The sequence below is a fragment of the Roseinatronobacter monicus genome, assembly GCF_006716865.1.
Classification (GTDB): Bacteria; Pseudomonadota; Alphaproteobacteria; order Rhodobacterales; family Rhodobacteraceae; genus Roseinatronobacter; species Roseinatronobacter monicus.
The window spans coordinates 2,812,030-2,828,684 of sequence record NZ_VFPT01000001.1 but is presented as its reverse complement, the minus strand read 5'-3'; the positions used below and the strand labels follow the sequence as shown (position 1 = coordinate 2,828,684).

16 protein-coding genes, 1 tRNA gene and 1 pseudogene are annotated in these 16,655 nt (G+C 59.5%); 12 read left to right on the top strand and 6 right to left on the bottom strand.

Annotation, left to right across the window (positions count from 1 at the left end; genetic code table 11):
- Positions 1-57: 57 nt before the first annotated feature.
- Positions 58-702 (top strand): annotated as a pseudogene (locus BD293_RS13470) (alternative oxidase).
- 44 nt (positions 703-746) lie between these two features.
- Here BD293_RS13470 and BD293_RS13465 read toward each other — a convergent pair.
- A complete protein-coding gene (locus BD293_RS13465) occupies positions 747-2,246 on the bottom strand; it encodes a CoA-acylating methylmalonate-semialdehyde dehydrogenase (RefSeq protein WP_142082523.1) in 1,500 nt (499 codons plus the stop codon).
- Positions 2,247-2,362: 116 nt separating this feature from the next.
- Here BD293_RS13465 and BD293_RS13460 point away from each other — a divergent pair, with 116 nt between their 5' ends.
- Complete coding sequence (locus BD293_RS13460) at positions 2,363-3,286, top strand: LysR family transcriptional regulator (RefSeq protein WP_142084592.1); 924 nt, start codon at positions 2,363-2,365, stop codon at positions 3,284-3,286.
- 3 nt (positions 3,287-3,289) lie between these two features.
- Here the strand turns inward: BD293_RS13460 and xth are convergent, their stop codons facing one another.
- A complete protein-coding gene (gene xth, locus BD293_RS13455) occupies positions 3,290-4,099 on the bottom strand; it encodes an exodeoxyribonuclease III (protein ID WP_142082521.1) in 810 nt (269 codons plus the stop codon).
- A gap of 278 nt (positions 4,100-4,377) precedes the next feature.
- On the opposite strand from xth, the gene BD293_RS13450 reads away from it, so the two are divergent.
- The 8 genes from BD293_RS13450 to ureG all read left to right on the top strand — a co-directional run bounded on the left by BD293_RS13450 (position 4,378) and on the right by ureG (position 9,693).
- Positions 4,378-5,184 carry an urease accessory protein UreD gene (locus BD293_RS13450; protein WP_142082519.1) on the top strand — a complete coding sequence of 269 codons (807 nt, stop codon included), beginning with the start codon at positions 4,378-4,380 and terminating at the stop codon, positions 5,182-5,184.
- A gap of 10 nt (positions 5,185-5,194) precedes the next feature.
- Positions 5,195-5,506, top strand: a complete 312-nt coding sequence (locus BD293_RS13445) for an urease subunit gamma (RefSeq protein WP_142082517.1) — start codon at positions 5,195-5,197, stop codon at positions 5,504-5,506.
- A gap of 3 nt (positions 5,507-5,509) precedes the next feature.
- Complete coding sequence (locus tag BD293_RS13440; RefSeq protein ID WP_142082514.1) at positions 5,510-5,815, top strand: urease subunit beta; 306 nt, start codon at positions 5,510-5,512, stop codon at positions 5,813-5,815.
- Positions 5,816-7,534, top strand: a complete 1,719-nt coding sequence (gene ureC / locus BD293_RS13435; RefSeq protein WP_142082512.1) for an urease subunit alpha — start codon at positions 5,816-5,818, stop codon at positions 7,532-7,534. It begins immediately after the preceding gene.
- Positions 7,535-7,680: 146 nt separating this feature from the next.
- Positions 7,681-7,920, top strand: coding sequence for a hypothetical protein (locus BD293_RS13430; RefSeq protein ID WP_142082510.1), 240 nt, complete (start codon positions 7,681-7,683; stop codon positions 7,918-7,920).
- Positions 7,917-8,411, top strand: a complete 495-nt coding sequence (locus BD293_RS13425) for an urease accessory protein UreE (RefSeq protein WP_142082508.1) — start codon at positions 7,917-7,919, stop codon at positions 8,409-8,411. The genes BD293_RS13430 and BD293_RS13425 overlap by 4 nt, the downstream gene beginning before the upstream one ends.
- A 2-nt stretch (positions 8,412-8,413) precedes the next feature.
- The gene (locus tag BD293_RS13420) at positions 8,414-9,052 is read left to right on the top strand and encodes an urease accessory protein UreF (protein ID WP_142084590.1); all 639 of its coding nucleotides are present in this window, start codon (positions 8,414-8,416) and stop codon (positions 9,050-9,052) included.
- Entirely contained in the window at positions 9,049-9,693 is a 645-nt protein-coding gene (gene ureG, locus BD293_RS13415) for an urease accessory protein UreG (RefSeq protein WP_142082506.1), read from the top strand. Before BD293_RS13420 ends, ureG begins: the two co-directional genes overlap by 4 nt.
- A gap of 21 nt (positions 9,694-9,714) precedes the next feature.
- Here the strand turns inward: ureG and mtaB are convergent, their stop codons facing one another.
- Complete coding sequence (gene mtaB / locus BD293_RS13410) at positions 9,715-10,968, bottom strand: tRNA (N(6)-L-threonylcarbamoyladenosine(37)-C(2))-methylthiotransferase MtaB (protein ID WP_142082504.1); 1,254 nt, start codon at positions 10,966-10,968, stop codon at positions 9,715-9,717.
- A complete protein-coding gene (gene dapF, locus BD293_RS13405; RefSeq protein WP_142082502.1) occupies positions 10,965-11,798 on the bottom strand; it encodes a diaminopimelate epimerase in 834 nt (277 codons plus the stop codon). Before dapF ends, mtaB begins: the two co-directional genes overlap by 4 nt.
- Before the next feature lie 130 nt (positions 11,799-11,928).
- Here dapF and BD293_RS13400 point away from each other — a divergent pair.
- Positions 11,929-12,004 (top strand) — tRNA-Lys (locus BD293_RS13400).
- Between the two features lie 689 nt (positions 12,005-12,693).
- Here BD293_RS13400 and BD293_RS22955 read toward each other — a convergent pair.
- Positions 12,694-12,996, bottom strand: coding sequence for a hypothetical protein (locus BD293_RS22955; RefSeq protein ID WP_211841029.1), 303 nt, complete (start codon positions 12,994-12,996; stop codon positions 12,694-12,696).
- 348 nt (positions 12,997-13,344) lie between these two features.
- Between BD293_RS22955 and BD293_RS13390 the strand changes: the two genes are divergently transcribed.
- Complete coding sequence (locus BD293_RS13390; RefSeq protein ID WP_142082500.1) at positions 13,345-14,442, top strand: ISAs1 family transposase; 1,098 nt, start codon at positions 13,345-13,347, stop codon at positions 14,440-14,442.
- A 565-nt stretch (positions 14,443-15,007) separates the two neighbouring features.
- Here the strand turns inward: BD293_RS13390 and BD293_RS13380 are convergent.
- Positions 15,008-16,264: an ISL3 family transposase gene (locus BD293_RS13380; protein WP_142079999.1), complete on the bottom strand. Its 1,257-nt coding sequence runs from the start codon at positions 16,262-16,264 to the stop codon at positions 15,008-15,010.
- Positions 16,265-16,655 lie beyond the last annotated feature (391 nt).

The window sequence follows — 16,655 nt, the reverse complement described above, 5'->3', positions numbered from 1 at the left end:
CATAGATATGGCCCCACTGCCCTTTCCCCCCATATATGGATCAAAAAGGAGTCGGAGATGTTTGATTTTGACCAGAACCAGACCGAGAATTTGACCCAGCACCATGCACCCCGCGACATGTCAGACAGGGTTGCGCTGCGGATCGTGAAATTCATGCGCATTTTCGCAGATGCCTTCTTTTCAAAACGCTACGGTCACAGGGCTGTCGTGCTGGAAACAGTTGCCGCCGTGCCGGGCATGGTGGGCGGCATGTTGCAACACCTCAAGGCGATCCGGCGTATCCGCGATGATCAGGGCTGGATCCGTGAATTGCTGGACGAAGCCGAGAATGAGCGGATGCATCTGATGGCCTTTATCAAAATTGCCCAGCCAAACCTGTTGGAGCGTGCGTTGATCCTGATCGGGCAGGGGGTGTTTTTCAACCTGTATTTCCTGCTCTATCTGCTGGCCCCCAAAACCGCCCACCGCGTTGTCGGGTATCTGGAGGAAGAAGCCGTCATCAGCTACACCCAATATCTGGAGCAGGTGGATGCAGGTCATGTTGAAAATGTGCCCGCACCGCAAATGGCGATCGAATACTGAAAACTGTCCCCTGATGCCCGCCTGCGCGACCTGATCATCGCTGTGCGCGCCGATGAGGCAGGCCACCGCGACAAGAACCATGATTTCGCCAATGCCATTTCCGACGGGCGGCATGACTGATCTGGAACGCTGGTTTGGGGGCAAATGCCCCCCAAACCTGTCGCTTATTCCATCGCCTTGAAGTTAAAGGCAGCCCCTTCCTTGATCCCGCTGGGCCAGCGCGATGTGACCGTCTTGGTGCGGGTATAGAACTTGAAGCTGTCCGGCCCGTGCTGATTCAGGTCGCCAAAGCCGGATTTCTTCCAGCCGCCAAAAGTGTGATAGGCCAGCGGCACCGGAATTGGCACATTGATCCCCACCATTCCGATGTTGATTCGGCTGGCGAAATCGCGCGCCGCGTCACCATCGCGGGTAAAGATGGCTGTGCCATTGCCATATTCATGGTCCATCGCCATACCAAGCGCGTCTTCATAGCTCTCGGCGCGCACCATCGTCAGCACAGGGCCAAAGATTTCCTGTGTGTAGATGTCCATATCCGTGGTCACGCGGTCAAACAGATGCGGGCCGACGAAAAAACCTTCTTCATAGCCCTGCAAGCTGAAATTGCGCCCGTCAACGACCAGCTCGGCACCCTGTGCAATCCCGGTTTCAACCAGTCGCAGAATGTTCGCTTTCGCTGCCGCCGTGACGACAGGGCCGTAATCGACATCATCGCCGCCTGTCCAAGGGCCAACTTTCAGCGCCTCGATCTTGGGGACAAGACGTTCGCGCAGCGCATCCGCTGTGCCTTCGCCCACTGGTACCGCCACTGAAATCGCCATGCACCGCTCGCCTGCTGCGCCGTAGCCTGCGCCGATCAGCGCGTCGGCAGCCTGATCCATATCGGCATCGGGCATGATGATCATATGGTTCTTTGCGCCGCCAAAACACTGTACGCGCTTGCCGTTAGCGCAGCCACGCGAATAGATATATTGCGCAATCGGGGTGGACCCGACAAAGCCTACGGCCTGCACAGTTTCATTGTCCAAGATCGCATCAACCGCGTCCTTGTCGCCATTGATGACTTGCAACACGCCATCGGGCAGGCCGGCTTCCTTGAAAATCTCGGCCAGCATCAGCGGCACCGAAGGGTCACGCTCGCTTGGCTTGAGGATCATAGCATTCCCGCAAGCCAGGGCCGGGCCCATTTTCCACAGCGGAATCATGGCTGGAAAGTTGAAAGGTGTGATGCCTGCGACCACGCCCAAAGGCTGGCGCATGGAATACATGTCAATGCCGGGGCCAGCGCTGTCGGTGAACTCGCCCTTCAGCAGATGCGGCGCGCCGATGCAGAATTCGATCACCTCCAGCCCGCGCTGGATATCGCCCTTGGCATCGACAAAGGTTTTGCCATGCTCAGATGACAGCTTTTCGGCCAGCTTGTCCATGTCGCGGTTGATCAGCCCGACAGCCGCCATCATTACGCGCGCACGCTTTTGCGGGTTGGTCGCGCCCCATTTCACCTGCGCTTTTGCAGCGCGGGCGATGGCATCGTCCATCTCTTCTTTCGAGGCCAGCGGCACGCGCGCCTGCACTTCGCCAGTTGCCGGATTGAACACATCCGCAAAGCGGCCTGACGTGCCTGCAACGCGCGCGCCGTCGATCCAATGTGAAAGGTTTTCCATGTCATCCTCCTCAAGGTGATTTGGCCACAGGATAGGCTTGCAAATTCGCCAATGGAATAGGGAATATTTCAAATAAGCCTTGCAAAAATGCAATACCGTGGCACAGTCCCCGCATGATGGACTGGGATGACATGCGCGTGTTTCTGGCGCTGGCAAGGATGGAAAGCCTTGGCCGCGCAGGCCAGCATCTGCGCCTTGACCCCGCCACTGTGGGCCGCCGCATCGCGCGGCTGGAAGAAGGGTTGGGGCGGCGCCTGTTCACCCGCTCGCATCAGGGTTACGCGCTGACCGATGAAGGGGCGCGTCTGTTGCCCCATGCGGTTGCGGCTGAGAACACAATGGCCGCCGCAGCACAAGAAGCGGGCGAGGCCAGCACTGGCCTAAGCGGGCAAATCCGAGTGGGCGCACCGGATGGCTGCGCCAATTATCTTTTGCCGCAGGTTGTTGCCGCGATATGCGAAGCAAACCCTGCGTTAGACGTTCAGATCATCGCGCTGCCGCGTGTCTTCAACCTCTCGCGGCGCGAAGCGGATATGGCCATTGGCGTTTCTGCCCCGCAAACCGGACGGCTGAGCGTGCAGAAAATCTGCGATTACCGCCTGCATCTGGCCGCTGCGACCCGCTATCTCGACCGGCACCCGCCGATCACCAAGGCCGAAGATCTGCGCCAGCACCGGGTCATTGGCTATATTCCCGACATGATCTTTGACAGCGAGTTGGATTATCTGGCCGAACTGGGGCTGGAGCGGGTAGCGCTCGGCTCGAACTCGGTCGCGGTGCAATTCAACTTCATCCGCCACGGGGCCGGGCTGGGTGTGGTGCATGATTTCGCGCTGCCCTCGGCCCCCGGCCTTGTGCGCATCCTGCCACATGAATTCAGTCTGAAGCGCAGCTTCTATCTGATCCGGCATCTGGACGACCGCCGCGTCAGCCGCCTGAACTGCTTTTCCGAAGCGCTCTATCGCGGCATCCGCAAAGAACTGGTCCGGCTTGAAGCGCTTGTGGACGGGGCGCGCGTGACCGAACCAGAGGCGCCGTAAGCCTCACAGCGCAAGTTCGGCCCAGATCGGCACATGGTCCGAGGGTTTCTCGCCTGCGCGCACATCGCTGTCGATCCGGCAGTCCTGCAACAGATCAGCGGCATAGGCATTCAGCAAAATATGGTCGATGCGAATGCCGTCATTGCGCTCGAAGGCCCCTGCCTGATAATCCCAGAAACTGTAATGCCCACCCCCTTGAGTGCGCGCACGGAAGGCTTCGGTAAAGCCCAGATTCAAAATGCGACGGTAAGCCTTGCGCGAGGGCAGGCGAAACAGCGCATCGTCCCGCCATGCGTCAGGGCGCGCGGCATCCTCGGTCTGCGGAATGATATTGTAATCGCCCATCACCGCCAGTGGCATTTCCAGCGCCAGCAATTCGCGCAAACGTGCCTCCATCCGGGCCATCCAAGCCAGTTTATAGGCATATTTCCCGCCTGCAACGGGGGTGCCGTCGCCCTCCAGCTCGACCGGGTTGCCATTGGGCAGATACAGCCCCACCACCCGCAACGCGCCTTGCTCGGTACTGACCGTCGCCTCGATCCAGCGCGCCTGCGGGTCGCTGTCATCACCGGGCAGGCCACGCGTCACATCTTCCAGTGGCAGTTTCGACACGATGGCCACACCATTAAAGCCCTTCTGGCCATGTGTTTCCAGATTATAGCCCAAATCCTCGATCAGCGCGCGGGGAAAGGTGTCATCCGTTGACTTGATTTCCTGCAACACCGCCAGATCAGGCTGCGCGCTCTCCAGCCAGCGCACAAGGGCAGGCCCGCGCGCCTTGATCCCGTTAATGTTGAAACTCGCGATTTTCATATGCCGTGCCCCGTTTTTGCCACGGCGGACACTGCCATTCCTGCCTGTGATCGGCAAGAGTGGATCAGGTGCGCGCACCCCGCCCATTTTCTTGCGACAAATACTCTCGCCGAAGGCCGCGCGCGCAGCGCGCGTTTCTTAACGCGATTAAAAATTAAGACTATGCGCTTAATTTTTAATCGAACCGCTAATCCTGAAGCCCTGTTCCCGTTCTGCCTTGCTGGCATGGATTGCGCAGATCGCTGGCAAAAGGACATCAGGTGCCTGAGGGGGCGCAGATGAACGCACAGGCCATGATCAACCCGCACCAGCGTAGCGCAGGCCATGCCAGCGCGCGGTTTGCACAGCGATCAGGTCGCCCCTCATTGATGGATTTGTGCCAGCACGGCTCTGCCAAGGCGATTGTGCTGGAACATTCGGACATCGTGTTTCTCAACACTTCGGGCGGGCTGACGGGCGGTGACAGGCTGGATTACCGCCTGTCCCTTGGTGCGGGCTGCCGGATGACGGCCACCACCCAGACAGCCGAACGCGCCTATCGCAGCACATCGGGGGCCGCGCGCATGTCGGTGGATCTGACTGTGGGCGAAGGCGGCCATCTGGACTGGTTGCCACAGGAAACAATCCTGTTCGACCGCGCGCAATTGCGCCGCCGCACGCAGATCACGCTGGCCGCTGACGCAACCTGCCTGATGGCGGAAGCGGTTGTTCTGGGCCGTGCGGCAATGGGCGAGACGGTCAAAGAACTGGATTTCCACGATTGGCGGCAGGTGCAGCGCGGGGGCACGCCGCTGCATCTGGAAGCGCTGCATCTGAATACTGAACGGCTGGCGGCGGGGGCGGCGGGCTTGGACGGCGCGCGGGCTTTTGCCACGGTTGTGATGGTGGCCCCGAATGCCGCCGATGCGCTTGGCCCGGTGCGCGCCGCGCTGGACTGCGCACAGGTGCGCGCCGCAGCCTCGGCCATGGAGGGCCGACTTGTGATCCGCCTGCTGGCCCCGGATGGCTGGCCCTTGCGCCGCAAGCTTGCCCAAATTCTGACCCTGCTGCGCCGTGCGCCCTTGCCGCGCGTCTGGCAAATATAAGGAAGGTTTGATGTTTCTGAACCCCCGCGAAAAGGACAAGCTGCTTGTCTCTCTGGCTGCAATGGTCGCGCGCAACCGCCTTGCGCGCGGCGTCAAGCTGAACCACCCCGAAGCGATTGCGCTGATCACCGATTATGTGGTCGAGGGCGCGTGCGATGGCCGCTCGGTTGCCGATCTGATGCAGGCAGGGGCGCATGTCATCACGGTTGATCAATGTATGCCGGGCATCCCCGAGATGATCCATTCGGTGCAGGTCGAGGCGACCTTCCCCGATGGCACCAAGCTTGTCACGGTCCACCACCCGATACGCGAAAAGGAGTGAGCCATGATCCCCGGTGAAATCATCTGCCCCGAGGGCGAGATCGAGGTCAATGCAGGCCAGCCCGTCACCACGCTGGAAGTGTCCAACACAGGCGACAGGCCCGTACAGGTCGGCAGCCATTACCACTTTGCCGAAGCCAATATCGGCCTTGCCTTCGACCGCGATGCCGCGCGCGGCCAGCGGCTGGACATTCCCGCAGGCACCGCTGTGCGGTTCGAGCCGGGCCAGACCCGCGAGGTGCATCTGGTCCCTTACGGCGGCGGGCGCGTGGTTTATGGGTTCAATGCCAAGGTTATGGGGGTGCTGTAAATGTCATACAAGATTGGACGCGACGCCTATGCCGATATGTATGGCCCCACTGTGGGCGACAAGGTGCGTCTGGGGGACACAGACCTGATCATCGAGGTCGAGCGTGACCTGATTGTCGAGCGCGGTGGGCATGGCGAAGAGGTCAAGTTCGGCGGCGGCAAGGTCATCCGCGATGGCATGGGCCAAAGCCAGATGACCCGTGCGCAAGGGGCGATGGACACGGTCATCACCAATGCGCTGATTGTGGATCATACCGGCATCTACAAGGCCGATGTCGGTTTGCGCGACGGGCGCATCCACAAGATCGGCAAGGCGGGCAACCCCGACACGCAAACCGGCGTGGATGTGATTATCGGCCCCGGCACCGAGATTATCGCGGGCGAGGGCAAAATCCTGACCGCAGGCGGGTTTGACGCGCATATCCATTTCATCTGCCCGCAACAGATCGACGATGCGCTGCATTCTGGCCTGACCACGATGCTGGGCGGCGGCACTGGCCCGGCGCATGGCACGCTGGCCACCACCTGCACACCGGGGCCGTGGCATCTGGGCCGGATGATTCAGGCGGCGGATGCGTTTCCGATGAATCTGGCCTTTGCGGGCAAGGGCAATGCCTCGCTGCCCGGTGCGCTGCATGAACAGGTGCGCGCAGGGGCGGCGGCGCTGAAGCTGCACGAGGATTGGGGCACCACCCCTGCGGCGATTGATTGTTGCCTGACCGTGGCCGAGGAAACCGATGTTCAGGTCATGATTCACACCGATACGCTGAACGAATCGGGGTTTGTGGAAAACACGCTCAAAGCCATCGCGGGCCGCACGATCCATGCGTTCCATACCGAAGGGGCGGGCGGCGGGCACGCGCCTGACATCATCAAGGTTGTCAGCAGTCAAAACATTCTGCCCAGTTCAACCAACCCGACCATGCCCTATACCGTCAACACGATCGAAGAACATCTCGACATGCTGATGGTCTGCCATCATCTGGACCGCAAGGTGCCCGAAGATGTGGCGTTTGCCGAATCGCGCATCCGGCGCGAAACGATTGCGGCTGAGGATATCTTGCACGATATGGGCGCCTTCTCGGTCATCTCGTCAGACAGTCAGGCCATGGGCCGCGTGGGCGAGGTGATCACCCGCACATGGCAGACCGCCCATAAAATGCGCCAGCAGCGCGGGCGACTGAGCGAGGAGACGGGCGAGAACGACAATTTCCGCGTGCGCCGCTATATTGCGAAATACACCATCAACCCCGCTATCATACATGGGATGAGCCGCCATATCGGCAGCATTGAGGAAGGCAAGCGCGCCGATCTGGTGCTGTGGCACCCGGCCTTTTTCGGGGCCAAGCCGGATATGGTGCTGATGGGGGGCTCGATCATTGTGGCGCAGATGGGCGACCCCAACGGCTCTATCCCTGTGCAGCCCATGCATTCGCGGCCCATGTTTGGCGCATTTGGGCGCGCGGTCGAACGCGCGGCCGTGGTGTTCGTGTCGCAGGCGGGGCAAGAAGCGGGCGTGCGCGACACACTTGGGCTGGCCAAGGACACAGTGGCGGTCGAGGGGTGCCGCGGCATTCAGAAATCCGACATGCGCCACAACAGCGCCACCCCCCAGATCGAAGTGGACCCCGAAACCTATGAAGTGCGCGCAGATGGCCTATTGCTGACCTGCGAACCGGCGCAAAACCTGCCGCTGGCACAACGCTACTTTCTGTACTGAGGGGGGGAAAGATGCGCACAAACCTGACGCAGAAATGTGGCTTTTCTGCACCGCAGCAAAATGTGAACAGGGCGGGCCGAGAAAACACGGATTATTCATGTTATATCTCTATCAGGGAGGGTGTCTTACGCCTGATGGAGATGCCGATGCCGATGTCGCTTCGTCCCGCAAATTCCCGGCTTAGCCCGCGCCAGTCCTTGCAGCTTGACTGGTTCCTTGCCGATACAGGCCTTGGCTGCAACCCCGCTCAGGACCGCGCCGCGCGCGAAGCTGAATTCGCCCGCTTGTCTGCCCTGCCCGATGGCGCTTTGCGCGCTATGGGGTTGTCGCGGCAGGGTTTGGCCGCGCATGTCTACCGTGATCTGTTTCATATAGGTGTCTCATGACCGATCTGCCTCCTGTTCGACGTCTGCTGAAAACCAAGCCCCTGCGCTGTGATGGCGCGGTTATACTGGATTATGACGCCCGTCTGATGCGCCGCAAACGCTTGCTGACCGCACAAGGGCGCGGGTTTCTGGTCGATCTGGCCGAAGTCACCAATCTGGATGAGTGGTGGGGGTTCGAGCTGGAAGATGGCACCTGTCTGGAGATTGTGCCCGCAGATGAGGCGCTGGTCGAAGTCAGTGGCGATCTGCCGCGTCTGGCATGGCATATCGGCAACCGCCACACGCCCTGCCAGATTGAAGACACCCGCCTGCTGATCCGCCATGACCATGTGATCGAGGCGATGCTCAAGCAGCTTGGCGCGCGAATGCGCCCCTTGTCCGGCCCCTTCACGCCTGAAGGCGGTGCTTATGGGCACGGGCGTACGATGGGCCATGACCACGGGCACCAGCACAGCCACGCCCGCCAGCACGACCACGACCACGCGCATTGACCATGCTATCCCCCGAAGCGCTGACGCTGAACCATTGGCTGTCGCCTGCCTTTCCAACGGGCGCTTTCGCCTATAGCCACGGGCTGGAACAGGTGATCGCGCGGGGCGATGTCACCGATGCACCGGGGCTGGAGTATTGGCTGGCCGATGTGCTGCGCTTTGGCAGCGGGTGGCAGGACAGCGTTCTGCTGGCCTGCGCGCTGGCAGACGGGGCCGATACGAGCGGTTTGGATGCACTGTGCCACGCGCTGCAACCCTGCGCCGAGCGTTTGCAGGAAACGCAAGAACAGGGCGCTGCCTTTGCCCGGACAGTGGCGCAGATCACCGGCCGCGATTTGCCGCCCCGCACATTGCCCATTGCTGTGGCCGAAGCGGCGGCCCCCTTGGGCTTGGCCCCGCAAACCGTGATCGCGGCCTATCTGCAAGCCTTCCTCACCAATCTGGTGACGATCGGCATTCGCCATGTGCCGCTTGGGCAGGGTGCGGGGCATGGGGTTCTGGCGCGCTTGCTGCCTTTGGTGCCAGCGCTTGCACAGGCGGCCAGCCTTGCTAGCGCTGATGATCTGGGCAATTGCTGTCTGGGGGCCGATATGGCCGCGATGGAACATGAAACCAAGGATGTAAGGTTGTTTAGAACATGAGCAAACACGGTTCCAGCAAACACGGGCCTTTGCGCGTGGGTATCGGCGGCCCTGTCGGTGCCGGCAAAACCACGTTGACCGAAAAACTGGCGCGCGCGCTGGCGGCGCGCTGCTCTATGGCGGTCATCACCAATGACATTTACACCCGCGAAGATGCGGATGCGCTGCTGCGTGCGCAAGTGTTGCCCGCAGAGCGCATTCGCGGTGTTGAAACCGGCGGCTGCCCGCACACGGCGATCCGCGAAGATGCCAGCATCAATCTGGCCGCAGTCGCGGATCTGACCCGCAAGATCCCGGATCTGGACCTGATCCTGATCGAATCCGGCGGCGACAATCTGGCGGCGACCTTTTCGCCGGAACTGGCCGATGTGACCATCTATGTGATCGACACAGCGGCAGGGCAGGACATTCCGCGCAAGCGCGGGCCGGGGCTGACGAAATCTGATCTGCTGGTGGTGAACAAGACCGACCTTGCCCCTTATGTGGGCGTCGATCTGGTCTTGCTGGAGGCGGATACAAAAGCCGCGCGCGGCACGCGCCCCTATTTGCTGGCGCGGTTGCGTGAAAGTATCGGTGTGCAAGAGGTCGTGACCTTCCTGCAACATGCGGGCGGATTGCAGCTTAAGGAACCCACCGCCTGAGCGATGCTATGGGCGATCTGTTCAGGCCAGCAACTGGCCGCGCGCGGCCCCGGTGATCGTGGCTGATACGATTGCGCCTACGGGCTGAGGGGTGGCAAAGCGCACTTCGGTGAATTGCGCTGTGCGCCCCATATGCGCGCCCTCGATCAGCACGTCATGCTGCTGGCCCTGCTGTGCCGCCAGATGCGCTTGCAGCGCATGCGCGCCCGCCATGCGCAGCCGTGCGGCGCGCGCGCGGATCACGCCCCCGTCCAGTTGCGGCATCCGCGCGGCAGGCGTGCCCTTGCGCGGGCTGAAGGGAAAGACATGCAGAAATGTCAGCCCACACTCTTCCACCAGCTTGAGCGAGTTTTCAAACATCGCCTCTGTCTCGGTCGGGAAGCCCGCGATGATATCTGCGCCAAACACCATATCGGGCCGCAAGGCGCGCGCCTGTGCGCAGAACTGGATTGCATCATCGCGCAAATGGCGGCGCTTCATCCGCTTGAGGATCATGTCATCGCCTGCTTGCAACGACAGATGCAGATGCGGCATCAGGCGCGGCTCGGTGGCGATGGCGTCCATCAACGCGTCATCCGCCTCAATCGAATCGATTGACGAGATGCGCAGGCGCGTCACATCGGTCAGCCGCAGGATACGCCGCACCAGATCGCCCAGACGCGGGCCACCGGGCAGGTCCGCCCCCCAAGAGGTCAGGTCCACACCTGTCAGCACGACTTCATGATAGCCTTGCGCCACCAGCCGCGTGATCTGTTCAACCACCACGCCTGCAGGCACAGAGCGCGAATTGCCGCGCCCAAAAGGGATGATGCAAAAGGTGCAGCGATGATCGCAGCCATTTTGCACCTGAACATAAGCGCGCGCCCGCGTGCCGAAACCGTCGATCAGATGGCTGGCCGTTTCACGCACTGACATGATGTCATCGACCTGCACCCGCTCGGTTGTACCAATCAGGTCGGGCACCATCTGCGCCCATGTTTCGGGCTGCATTTTCTCGGTATTGCCGATAACGCGGGTCACCTCGGGCATGGCGGCAAAGGTCGCAGGCTCGGTCTGGGCGGCGCATCCGGTCACGATGATGGGCGCGCTGGGGTTTTCGCGTCGCAGTCGCCGGATTTCCTGACGCGCCTTGCGCACGGCCTCGGCGGTCACGGCGCAGGTGTTGACGACCAGCGCATCGCGCAGGCCCGCCCCCTCGGCCAGTGCTTTCATGGCCTCTGTTTCATAGGCATTCAGGCGGCAGCCCAATGTGGTGAAATGCGGGCCGGTGCTCATGTCGCGCGGGCCAGAAATTCAGGGGTGAATGTGCCATCGAAGACATGTGCCACTGGCCCTGTCAGCCAGACACCATCGTCGCGCCAGTCCACGTCCAGTCGCCCGCCATCCGCCGTAATCGCCACGCGCCGCCCCGTCAGCCCGCGCCGGTGCGCGGCCACCGCTGTGGCACACGCACCAGAGCCGCAGGCAAGCGTGATGCCGGTGCCGCGTTCCCACACCCGCAAGCGCAGATGATCGGGCGCGATGAGTGAGACGAATTCAACATTCGTCGCCTCTGGGAACAGCGCGTCATGCTCGACCAGCGCGCCTTGTGTGGCGACAGGGGCCGCTTCGGCATCATCCACAAAATGAATGCAATGGGGGTTGCCCATGCCCACAGCCGCAGGCGCACCGGGCAGGGGCAGGGCGTCCAGATCAACCGCGCGCGCAACTGGCACCGCGTGCCAGTCGAGTAGCGGCGCGCCCATATTCACCCAAACCTGTCCGCCCCGACGCTCGGCCAGCAACACCCCGCGCGCTGTGCGCAAGCTCAGGCTGTCGCGGGCCAGCTCATCCATGACGCGCACCGCGACGCAGCGCGTTGCATTGCCGCAAGCGCCCGCGCGCGATCCATCGGAATTCCAGAAATCAAGGTCCAGATCGGCGGCATCAGAGACGCGCAATTCCGCCAGTTGATCAAACCCCACGCCCCGGTGCCTGTCCCCAATCGCGCGCGCCAGCGCAGCTGTCATCACCCCACCCGCGGCCTTGCGCGAGTCGATGATAACAAAGTCATTGCCCGCGCCATGCATCTTGGCAAAGGGCAGAGGGGGGAATGCATCAGACATGTCGGCGATATAAGGGCCGCGCCCTGTTCTGACCAGAGATCATTTGCACCGCCGCGCACGAATAGTGCCGAGCGCGACCGATTAGCCCTTGACCCCACCCCCACGCTTTTCTAAGTAGCGCCACATGTGTGGGCCGGTAGCTCAGTTGGTAGAGCAGCTGACTTTTAATCAGCGGGTCACAGGTTCGAATCCTGTCCGGCTCACCATAATATCCTGTTTGTGTGAAGCGTCACTAGGTTTTGCCTTTTGCGTCAGGGATTTTTCCTTTTTGGTCACGAAGACTTTCCTTCGAGCGTGATGCACGCGTCAAAGGATCAAAAGACGTGATCGCTGACCAACCCAGACCTGGCGCAGTCATCTCAGGCCACCACAGCATTTCAAACCGCGCAGCAAGAACATTGCGGCAACTTTTTTTGTCCTGAGAGCGACCTGCTTCGCTTCAGCGAGCTACGAGCGAGCTACGGGGCGCTTAAGATATGCGAGAGAGAGGCACGTCACCTTGCAACATTGCAATTGCGCGCACACTGAAGCTGCCAGTCGCCTCGCGTACTCTCGACGGCGGCAGCGTGGTGGGAGTTCCGTCGTGCTCACCTCAGGCGACATGCCCGGCCCTTTGCGGTCAGCCATCGTCGGTGGCACGCTGCAGTGCGGCTTCACCAAACCGGCCAATCGTGCATCGCGCAGCATTTTTTGCTATTTAGCGTCGCTGATGCGGGACCTTTCTGCCGTTCGCGGCGCCTGCGCAAAAACCATTCGTACTTGCCGCATCACGGACATGGAGGACCGGACCCGTAGGAACTGAGCAAGGAAACAAACTGCGCAGTGATTGCATTCTGTCGCCCAAATTTTTTAACTTTTACCTTAAGTTTGGCAGGGCACTATGAAATTACGGAATCTATAAAAACTCTTCAATTAGACTGAATTCCAACTGAGTCACATCAGTGCTTCCCTCGAGATATATGGAAATCTCATCGAAGATTTTTCCTGTATCAACAAGCTGCTCATCTGTATATATGAGGGTTGTAATTCTATACTTGCGAAAATAGTCACGCAACTTTCCGGCTTCTTTTTCAAAATTCTTCAACGCTTCCGCATTTATTACCTTTTGTGATTTCTTATTGGTGGACGCAATGTGCCCATGTGTGGACCACGGCGATAGCTCAAAACCTATTTTCTCAAGAGTTACAGGGTCGATCACGCAAAAGTCGAGCCTATACTTGTGCCTTTTCTCTTTGCCACGGTAGCGAAGCTCTGGGATCAGAAGAGGAACGTCTTCTGGATTTTTCTGCGACTTTACATAGGTACAATAAAGCGCCGCGATCTCCCTCTCGTATTTCGAGCCAGAAGGCCGCACCAGTACCTTGGTGAAGAAGTTAAGGTAGTCGTCTATGGTGCCAAAGGTTATAGGATTGGGGTCACCTTGAACGACCAGTCCGGTGACAAGCCAGGAGAATCGCTTTTGGACATGACTGCGTCATTGAGTGGGTTGCGCTTGTTGACGTGATGGATTCTGGATGGTGGCGTCATCATTTTGGAGCCTCCGGTCATGCAGATTTTCCTCGACGCCTTTGGCAATATTCCCGACCCGCGGGCCAGCAATGCCCGTCATGACCTTGGCGAGTTGCTTGTGATTGCGTTTGTTTCAGTGCTCTGCGGCTCCAGTTCCTGCGCGGAGATGGCAGAGTTCGGGCGTGCAAAAGAGAACGTTTTCAGAGACTTCCTGAAGCTCAAGCACGCCATACCCTCGCATGACACGTTTTCAGATGTGTTCGCGATGATCGACCCCAAGGCGCTGGATGCGGCCTTCGGCAAGGTGTTGGCCGAGGTCGCGGCACTGTTGCAAGACGGTGATGTGATCGCCATCGACGGCAAGGCATTGCGCGGCGCCCGGGGCAAAAGCGAGAGTGCGAAAACGCGGATGATGGTCTCAGCCTACGCCTCACGCCTGCGCCTGACGCTGGCCACGGTGCCCGCTGATCGGGGCGCGGAGTTGGAGGCCGCCATCGAAGCCCTCGGACTGATCGCGCTGAAGGGCAAGGTGGTGACGGGCGATGCGCTCCATTGCAACCGCCGCACCGTGGCCGCAATCAACGCCCAAGGTGGCGATTGGTGCCTGGCGCTCAAGGGTAATCAGGAGTCACTCTTGTCGGATGCGCGGGGCTGCTTTTCTGAGCCGCCCGAAGGTTACCCAGAAGCTATCACGGATGAGATGAACCATGGTCGCCGGGAGATCCGAAAGGCTGTCGTAGTATCAGCCAAGTCATTGGCAGAACATCATGAATTCCCGGGCCTCAAGGGCTTCGGTCGCATCGAGGCTACCCGCGAAGTAGACGGCAAGGTGACCTCAGAGACGCGCTTCTTCGCCCTGTCCTGGCTGCCCACGCCCGAGGTTTTGCTAGCCACGGTCCGCGCCCACTGGGCCATCGAGAACGCCCTACATTGGCAACTCGACGTGTCGTTTCGCGAGGATGACGCGCGTAACCGCAAGGACAATGGGCCAGCCAACATCGCCGTGCTCCGACGCCGCGCCCTTGACGTTGTCCGCCGCGATACATCCAAAACGTCGCTGTCCCTCAAACTCAAACGAGCAGGCTGGGATGAAGCCTTCCTGCGCAAACTTCTCACAAATATCTCAACGGCTTAGGCCAAAAGCGATTGCCCTGGGTGACAAGCAGGTGGCCTATCGTCCAGTATAACTTCGGAAAATGCCTGATTTCACTCTTGTCATTCTCCCAATCTCCGTTTGCATTGAACCTTGGAGTTATGAGAATGCCGTAATCACTATTGTTTTGCCCGATCCAAATCTCCGAGTCTGCAACAGCAGGTCGATTCCGAACCAGCTCATCGTAGTGGCGAAGGAATGACCTTTGAAGAAAAAGAAGAAAGTAACGCTTCGTCGCGTTGGTTTTAACTAAAGTGTTGAAATTCGATTTCAAAGTTGTCGAGCTGAAAGAAGTGCCCCCTGCGGTCCAACGGTCAGTTTCTCGAGCCTTTTTGAAGCCACGCAAGTAATCTGAAATATACTCATCAGATGACTTTATAACCTTCTCCTTCAGATCTATGAAAGTAGCAGCTTTTCCCCCGATCAATGCATTGAATGACAATTGATTGTCGTATCCGCTATCTATAGAAACTTGTGGCCACAGCTCGGCAAGCTCGGAAGTGATTTCCGGCTATTTCGCGGTTTGTGTGGGTGGCTTGGTTTCCGTTCATTTGCCTGTGGCACAAGATGTTGTGCGGTAGGGTGACGCTGGTAAGTGGGTGAGATTGCCTGCGATGAGGTATGACATGTTGATGAGGTTGCGGGTTTTGCGATACCCGCGCGCCCGAGCCTTTGCGGCCTGAATTAGGCCGTTGATGGCTTCGACAGCGCCGTTGCTCAGATCGCTGTCAAAACCGTTAAGTATACCATCCCAGTGCGCCTTGAGTGTCAGAGCGAGTTTCTTGAATGCTGGCAGCCTGCTGCGGCGCGCCCATTGAAACCAGGCGGTAAGCCGTTCTTCGGCCTCTGCCTTGGACTCGGCTTCAGCAAAGATGTCGCGCAAAGCCTCTTTCAAGCGAAACGCGCGTCCTGTTTTCAGGTGCATCCGAGATAGATCATGATGCTGTGTGATCTGCCGCTTCGTCCATCTCTTCTTGTCCTTGAGCCACATCCAGCGGCTGTGTTTCAACTCAGGTCTGCTGCGTACTTCGGCGCGGCGAACCTCTTCAAGCGCCACATTGGCCAGTTGGATGACATGGAATGGGTCGAAGGTAACATCCGCGTTCGGCAGATGCTTTGCGACGCCAGAAATGTAGGCCCTACTCATATCGATACAGGCAGCGGAGATGGCATCGGGATCACCGCCATGGGCGCGCAGATCTTCACCGAAAGCCGCCACAGTCTTTGCATCACGTCCTTCACAGGCAAAGAGAAGCCTGCCGGCCAGAAGGTCGTGAAATAGGGTGATGTAATTATGCCCGCGGCGCGCAGCTGTCTCGTCAATCCCAAGGGCGGTCACGGCGCTGAAGTCTTCGCGATCTCGCGCTGACGACACGTAATGGTCAAGAACCCGCCAGAGGCGATCGTCACCAACATCAAGCATATCAGCAACAGCCTTCACCGGCATCTGTCGCACCAGCGCAATCACAAAGGCTTCAAACAACTGACTGAAACCGCTGCCACTGCGCGCCCAGGGGACCGGAACCTGTCCGGTCTTGCTACATTGGCTGCAAGCAACACGTGGCACATCGGCATGGATGAAAGCCTTGTGCTCGAAAAAACGCAGGTGTTCCCAGATCCTGGATCGCGTGTCATGGACGGGCTGATCGGGCGCGCCACAGGAGGGACAAGCAAATCGACTTCCCGCCTTGAAGCGGACGTCAAAGTGGATCTCTTTGAGTTTGGCGTCAAAACGTACGTCCGTGACACTCCACGGAGCCTGCAGGCCAAGAGCTGTCGTGAACAAACTTGTCTCGGGACCCATGAATGCCTCCTCATCCGCTGGTTTCAGGAAGCTTCACCCTATCCAAAAAAACTGCCGCAGCTCAACAGGCTCGGCGCGTCTGACGCTGCGATATTTGAGGTCTCCGCGACAGACGCGCCTTATGTTGTGACCACAATATCTGGTAGAAGATTCAATCCGCCGCCCACCAGCAACCCACACAAATCGCGAAGGGACCTGATTTCCTTATCTCTTCTGTTACGCGCAGTTTTGTTTGGATCTCTTTTGGCCAAATCGATAACCCCAGCTTCGATGATCATACGCAACCTGCCAAGTGCCGCTCTTTTACACAAGTAGAATTTCGCCCGAGCGGTTCAATGTGTAGGTAAAGTGAGACCACCATTGGTAAGAGAAGCCACTGTGCATGTGAGAG

Coding starts and splice junctions, on each gene's coding strand:
- BD293_RS13465 (WP_142082523.1), bottom strand. CDS start 2,246: ATGGAAAACCTTTCACATTGGATCGACGGCGCGCGCGTTGCAGGCACG.
- BD293_RS13460 (WP_142084592.1), top strand. CDS start 2,363: ATGGACTGGGATGACATGCGCGTGTTTCTGGCGCTGGCAAGGATGGAA.
- xth (WP_142082521.1), bottom strand. CDS start 4,099: ATGAAAATCGCGAGTTTCAACATTAACGGGATCAAGGCGCGCGGGCCT.
- BD293_RS13450 (WP_142082519.1), top strand. CDS start 4,378: ATGAACGCACAGGCCATGATCAACCCGCACCAGCGTAGCGCAGGCCAT.
- BD293_RS13445 (WP_142082517.1), top strand. CDS start 5,195: ATGTTTCTGAACCCCCGCGAAAAGGACAAGCTGCTTGTCTCTCTGGCT.
- BD293_RS13440 (WP_142082514.1), top strand. CDS start 5,510: ATGATCCCCGGTGAAATCATCTGCCCCGAGGGCGAGATCGAGGTCAAT.
- ureC (WP_142082512.1), top strand. CDS start 5,816: ATGTCATACAAGATTGGACGCGACGCCTATGCCGATATGTATGGCCCC.
- BD293_RS13430 (WP_142082510.1), top strand. CDS start 7,681: ATGCCGATGTCGCTTCGTCCCGCAAATTCCCGGCTTAGCCCGCGCCAG.
- BD293_RS13425 (WP_142082508.1), top strand. CDS start 7,917: ATGACCGATCTGCCTCCTGTTCGACGTCTGCTGAAAACCAAGCCCCTG.
- BD293_RS13420 (WP_142084590.1), top strand. CDS start 8,414: ATGCTATCCCCCGAAGCGCTGACGCTGAACCATTGGCTGTCGCCTGCC.
- ureG (WP_142082506.1), top strand. CDS start 9,049: ATGAGCAAACACGGTTCCAGCAAACACGGGCCTTTGCGCGTGGGTATC.
- mtaB (WP_142082504.1), bottom strand. CDS start 10,968: ATGAGCACCGGCCCGCATTTCACCACATTGGGCTGCCGCCTGAATGCC.
- dapF (WP_142082502.1), bottom strand. CDS start 11,798: ATGTCTGATGCATTCCCCCCTCTGCCCTTTGCCAAGATGCATGGCGCG.
- BD293_RS13390 (WP_142082500.1), top strand. CDS start 13,345: ATGCAGATTTTCCTCGACGCCTTTGGCAATATTCCCGACCCGCGGGCC.
- BD293_RS13380 (WP_142079999.1), bottom strand. CDS start 16,264: ATGGGTCCCGAGACAAGTTTGTTCACGACAGCTCTTGGCCTGCAGGCT.